Source organism: Neisseria sp. P0001.S005 (genome assembly GCF_051963715.1).
The window spans coordinates 1-6,037 of the sequence record NZ_JBQCTZ010000200.1 but is presented as its reverse complement, the minus strand read 5'-3'; the positions used below and the strand labels follow the sequence as shown (position 1 = coordinate 6,037).

Sequence of the window (6,037 nt, the reverse complement as noted above, 5' to 3'; positions counted from 1 at the left end):
AGCGTAGCCATCATCATACCGGTCAACTTACCGGAAATAGAAGTCGCATCGCTGCCCGGAGCAGTACGTTCGCTCCAATCTTTCAGAATGACAAAGCCCAAAGCCATGTTTTGACCGGAGCCTGAAAAACTGAAGCCGGAAACGGTAATAATGTTCTCAATCTCAGGTATAGATTTTGCCAGTTGAGTGATTTGAGCCAAAGTTGCATCGGTACGCTCTTTGGTTGCACCGGCAGGCAATTGTACGCTCAACATCAAGTTACCTTGGTCTTCAGACGGCAAGAAGGAAGTCGGCAGACGCATAAACAGGAATACGCCCACAACAGTCAAACCAATATAGACAACCATCATGCGCAAAGTCTTGCGCAAGACTTTGGCAACCCAGCCTTCATAGCCGTGTGTCCAGTTGTCAAATTTTTTGTTAAACCAACCGAAGAAACCTTTTTTCTCTTCGTGATGACCCTTCTGAATCGGTTTGAGCATGGTGGCACACAATGCCGGAGTCAGCGTCAAAGCAAGGAATGCGGAGAAGCCGATCGATGCCGCAATGGTCAGGGCAAACTGTTTGTAAATGTTACCGGTTGCACCGCTAAACATCGCCAGCGGCACAAATACAGACATCAACACGGCAGTAATACCGATTACCGCACCGGAAATCTGACCCATCGCTTTTTTGGTTGCAGCCTTAGGCGACAGACCTTCGCTCGCCATAATACGCTCAACGTTTTCAACGACCACAATCGCATCGTCGACCACAATACCGATCACCAATACCATCGCAAACATGGTCAATACGTTAATCGACATACCCATGTATGAGATAAAGGCAAAACCGCCCAACAGGGAAATCGGTACAACAATGGTCGGAATCAGCGTATAGCGGATGTTTTGCAGGAAGAGATACATCACTAAGAATACCAAAACAATGGCTTCCAAAAGCGAATGGATCACTTTCTCAATCGAAATTTCCACAAATTTGGAAGTATCGTAAGGAACTTTCCAGCTCATGCCGTCTGGAAAATACTTCTGCAAAACCGCCATTTTTTCTTTTACTGCAGTCGCCGTTGCCAAAGCGTTACCGCTGTTAGACAGCATCACTGCCATACCGGTGGTGTTCACGCCGTTCAAGCGTGTAGAAGTAGAATAGTCCTGCATACCCAAGCTGACTTTGGCAACGTCTTTCAGATAGACGTTCGAGCCGTCAGTATTGGATACCAAAATGATGTTGCCGAACTCTTCAGCAGTGCTCAGCTGACCTTGCGCTGTAACGGTCGCCGAAATGGTCTGACCTGCAGCCGCCGGCAAAGAACCGATGGAGCCTGCTGAGATTTGAATGTTTTGTGTCGCAAGCGCATTGGTTACCGTTGCAAAAGACAGGTTGTAGTTTTGCAGTTTTTTCGGGTCAACCCAAATACGCATGGCGCGTTGCGCACCAAACAATTGTACCTGCCCTACCCCGTCGATACGCTGCAGTTCAGGAATGATATTGCGCTGGGCGTAATCGTTCATTTCCTCAATGGATTGCTTTTCAGAAGAAAGCATGACCACTTGCAAGAAGTTGGAACGCGCTTTAGATACGGTTACACCATATTGCTGTACGGTAGACGGCAATGTGGACAACACTTCCGACAATTTGTTCTGCACGTCCACCTGCGCCAAATCTTCATCGGTCTCAGGTGTAAACGTCAGACTGACGCTGCCGCTGCCGCTGGAATTGGCAGAAGTCGTCATATAGTCCAAACCTTCCACACCGTACATATTACGTTCGATAACGGCCAGTACGCTGTCTTCCATTACCTGAGCAGAAGCGCCCGGATAAGTAGCGCGCAAAGTAATGGTCGGTGCAGCAACGGACGGATATTGGGAAATCGGCAGTTTTTGAATGCCGAAAATACCCGCTGCGATGATAAAAATCGCAATCACCCATGCAAAAATGGGGCGGTCAATAAAAAACTTAGCCATGGATGCCTTCCTTATTTAGCCGCAGATGCCGGTTTGGCTTCAAAGGTCATCTGAACGTCTTTTTTCGCTTCGGAAGCAGCTTTCGGAGCAGCTCCGGCAGCAGATGCCGCCGCATTTTCAGGAGATGTCCATTCTTTAGGCGTTACCTTTTTCGCGCCACTCATGGCGGCGATACTGGTGCCGTCCACAACGACTTTGTCGCCGTCGTTCAGACCCGCAGTGATAATCCAGTTGGTTCCCTGCTGCTGGGTGACTGTTACCTCGCGCGGCTCCATTTCGCCTTTGGCGTTCACAATCGTTACAGTATCTTTCGTACCGCGCGTTACTGCCTGCTGCGGCACGACGAAGGCATTGTCGGCAGCCACTTGTTCCATCAAGACGCGCACATAAAGACCGGGCATCAGGATATTTTTGTCGTTCGGCACTGAAGCGCGCAGCGTGATTTGTCCGGTCGTTTCGTTAACAGACGGATCGGAGAACAGCAAACGGCCTTTATGAGGATAAACTTCGCCGTTGTCGAACTTGATGCCCACTTCAATCGCACCGTCCACGCCCGACAGCTTGCCCTCGGCAACCTGTTGGCGCAGCTTCATTACTTCGGTCGCAGATTGAGTGATGTTCACATACATAGGATTGGTTTGGCGGATGGTTGCCAGAACGGTCGTATCACCCGCGTTCAACAGCGTACCTTCGGATACTTTGGACTGCCCGATGAAACCTGAAATCGGCGCGGTAATGCGCGCCCTGTTCAGATTGATACCGGCAGATTTAATCGCCGCCTGAGCCGCTTTGACGCTTGCTTCGGCAGAGCGTTTCGCCGTTACCGCCGCATCGTAGTCCTGTTTACTGATGGCATCGGCGGCAACCAGCGGCTTGTAACGCGCCAAGTCGGCATTGGCTTTGGCAAGGGTTGCCTGCGCGCTTGCCAACTGGGCGCGCGAGCTTTCCAGATTTGCTTCATAGGTGGAACTATCGATTTGGTAAAGCGGCTGTCCGGCGCGGACATAGCTGCCCTCTTGAAACAGGCGTTTTTGGATGATACCGCCGACTTGGGCGCGGACATCCGCGGTACGCAGCGACTCCAACCGACCCGGCAGCTCGGTCGTCAGCGCGACGGTTTCAGGATGGACGGTAACGACACCGACCACCGGTGGCGGAGCTTCTTTTTGTGCAGCTGCCTGCTGCCCTTTTCCATCTTTTGCACCTTGCGTCGCATCGGTGCCTTTGTTACACGCTGAAAGAGCCAACGCAGTAGCGGCAGCGATTGCCGCCATGCGCATCACCTTAGAAGCATAAGAAGCCATTACTTTTCCTATCTATATAATTGTTATGAGGGTTTACCCTATACTTTGTCATCATAGCCGATTTTTGGTTCCGAAACAACAATAACCTGCCTCAATATCCGGAGCAGGTCGTCTGAAAAATTATTTTATACTTGAGAGCCAATCTCAATTACAGGAGTCATTATACATACATGCTTGCATGGATACAAAGTATTTTTTATAATCCCCAACATTCCACTTAACTTGAAACAGGCATCATGCGGAAAACCAAAACCGAAGCCCTTAAAACCAAAGAACATCTCATGCTCGCCGCACTGGAAACCTTCTACCAAAAAGGCATCGCGCGCACTTCCCTCAACGAAATCGCCCAAGCCGCCGGCGTCACGCGCGGCGCTTTGTATTGGCATTTCAAAAACAAAGAAGACTTGTTCGACGCCCTCTTCCAGCGTATTTGCGACGACATCGAAAACTGTATGCATCAGGACGCGACCGATAGCGATGAACAAGAGTGGCCGCTTTTCCGCCGCACCTTGATGCACTTTTTCACGCGCCTGCAAACCAACGACATCCACTATAAATTCCACAGCATTTTGTTTTTAAAATGCGAACACACCGAGCAGAACGCCGCCGTCATCGACATTGCGGATAAACATCAATCGATTTGGCGCGAGAAAATTACCGAAGTCCTGACCAAATCCATCGCACAACATGCCTTATCCGAAGATTTGGATACCGACATGGCGGTCATCTTCATCAAATCGATGCTGGACGGTCTGATTTGGCGTTGGCTCTCGTCCGACAAAAGTTTCGACCTTGCCCAAACCGCACCGCGTATGATTGACATCCTCTTGGACAATCTGAAAAACCACCCGCAACTGCGTAAGCAAAAATAACGGACTGCATACAAAAAGGTCGTCTGAAAACAAGCATCACACGTTTTCAGACGACCCGTTCCTTGTTTCAACAGGCGTTATATATTATGAATCAACCCGTTAGACAAACAACGCCCGAACAATCCCTGCTTAACAAAAACGTCGTCTGAAAACCCTTTTTCAAGTTTTCAGACGACGTTTTCTTATTTTCCTATCAACGCGTTACCGGTTTATATTTAATCCGTTTCGGTTTCGCGCCCTCTTCGCCCAAACGGCGTTTCTTATCGGCTTCATATTCCTGATAGTTGCCGTCGAAGAACACCCATTTCGAATCGCCTTCGCACGCCAAGATATGCGTGGCGATGCGGTCGAGGAACCAGCGGTCATGCGAAATCACCATTACGCTGCCGGCAAATTCCAGCAATGCGTCTTCCAGCGCGCGCAGGGTTTCCACGTCGAGGTCGTTGGACGGTTCGTCCAGCAGCAACACATTGCCGCCGCTCAACAAGGTTTTTGCCAAGTGCAAACGTCCGCGTTCACCACCGGAAAGCTGTCCAGCGATTTTGCTTTGGTCGCTGCCTTTAAAGTTGAAACGACCCAAATACTGGCGGGCAGGGATTTCAAACTGTCCGACCTGCAAAATGTCGCGACCTTCGGCAATGTTGTCGAACACGGTTTTGTCGTTTTGCAAACCTTCGCGGCTTTGATCGATCAGGCTCATTTTCACGGTTTGGCCGATTTTCACTTCACCCGAATCAGGCTGCTCTTTGCCCGCAATCATTTTGAACAGCGTCGATTTACCCGCGCCGTTCGGGCCAATGATGCCGACAATCGCGCCCGCAGGCACTTTGAAGCTCAAATCGTCAATCAGCACTTTATCGCCGAACGATTTGGAAACATTCACAAATTCAATTACTTCGTTACCCAAACGCTCGGCGACGGGAATGAAGATTTCCTGCGTTTCATTGCGTTTTTGGTATTCGTAGTTGCTCATTTCCTCAAAACGCGCCAGACGCGCTTTGGACTTGGCTTGGCGGCCTTTGGCATTTTGGCGCACCCATTCCAATTCCTGCTTCATCGCTTTTACACGCGCGGCTTCGGATTTTGCCTCGTTTTCCAAGCGTTTTTCTTTCTGCTCCAGCCAAGACGAGTAATTGCCTTTCCACGGAATACCGTGGCCGCGGTCGAGTTCCAAAATCCATTCGGCAGCGTTGTCGAGGAAGTAGCGGTCGTGCGTTACCGCGACCACCGTGCCGGGGAAGCGCACGAGGAATTGCTCCAGCCATTCGACCGATTCCGCATCCAAGTGGTTGGTCGGCTCGTCCAGCAGCAACATGTCGGGCTTGCTCAACAAGAGTTTGCACAAAGCGACGCGCCGTTTTTCACCGCCGGACAGATTGCCGATTTTGGCATCCCATTCCGGCAGGCGCAGCGCATCGGCGGCGATTTCCAATTCGTGTTCCGCACCACCGCCCGTGGACGAACCCGCCGCAATAATTGCTTCCAAGCGGCCCTGCTCTTCCGCCAGCGCGTCAAAATCCGCATCAGGATTGGCGTACTCGGCATACACTTCTTCCAAACGTTTCTGCGCGGCAGCTACTTCGCCCAAACCGCTTTCCACTTCCTCGCGCACGGTTTTCTCAGGATCAAGCTCGGGCTCTTGCGGCAGGTAGCCGATTTTAATGCTGCCCATCGGCACGGCTTCGCCCTCAAATTCTTTATCCACGCCCGCCATAATCCGCAGTACAGTAGATTTACCCGCACCGTTCAAACCGAGCAAACCGATTTTTGCACCAGGAAAGAATGAAAGGGAAATGTCTTTAATAATGGTTTTTTGCGGCGGTACAACCTTGCTCACGCGCAGCATAGAATAGACGTATTGTTGGGACATAGTTTTCTCGTTTCCGTCAAACAAATTTCA

At 50.6% G+C, this 6,037-nt stretch carries 4 protein-coding genes; 1 reads left to right on the top strand and 3 read right to left on the bottom strand.

Going from position 1 to position 6,037, the window contains the following annotated elements; genetic code table 11:
* On the bottom strand, positions 1 to 1,961 hold a 1,961-nt coding region (locus ACTHSP_RS16790; protein ID WP_440346497.1), incomplete at its 3' end, for an efflux RND transporter permease subunit.
* A gap of 11 nt (positions 1,962 to 1,972) precedes the next feature.
* A complete protein-coding gene (locus tag ACTHSP_RS16785; protein WP_009311020.1) occupies positions 1,973 to 3,265 on the bottom strand; it encodes an efflux RND transporter periplasmic adaptor subunit in 1,293 nt (430 codons plus the stop codon).
* A 236-nt stretch (positions 3,266 to 3,501) separates the two neighbouring features.
* Here ACTHSP_RS16785 and mtrR point away from each other — a divergent pair, with 236 nt between their 5' ends.
* On the top strand, positions 3,502 to 4,137 hold the full coding sequence (gene mtrR, locus ACTHSP_RS16780) for a multidrug efflux system transcriptional repressor MtrR (RefSeq protein WP_070774417.1): 636 nt from the start codon (positions 3,502 to 3,504) through the stop codon (positions 4,135 to 4,137).
* A gap of 193 nt (positions 4,138 to 4,330) precedes the next feature.
* Here the strand turns inward: mtrR and ettA are convergent, their stop codons facing one another.
* Positions 4,331 to 6,007 carry an energy-dependent translational throttle protein EttA gene (gene ettA, locus ACTHSP_RS16775; RefSeq protein ID WP_440346496.1) on the bottom strand — a complete coding sequence of 559 codons (1,677 nt, stop codon included), beginning with the start codon at positions 6,005 to 6,007 and terminating at the stop codon, positions 4,331 to 4,333.
* Between the last annotated feature and the right edge of the window lie 30 nt (positions 6,008 to 6,037).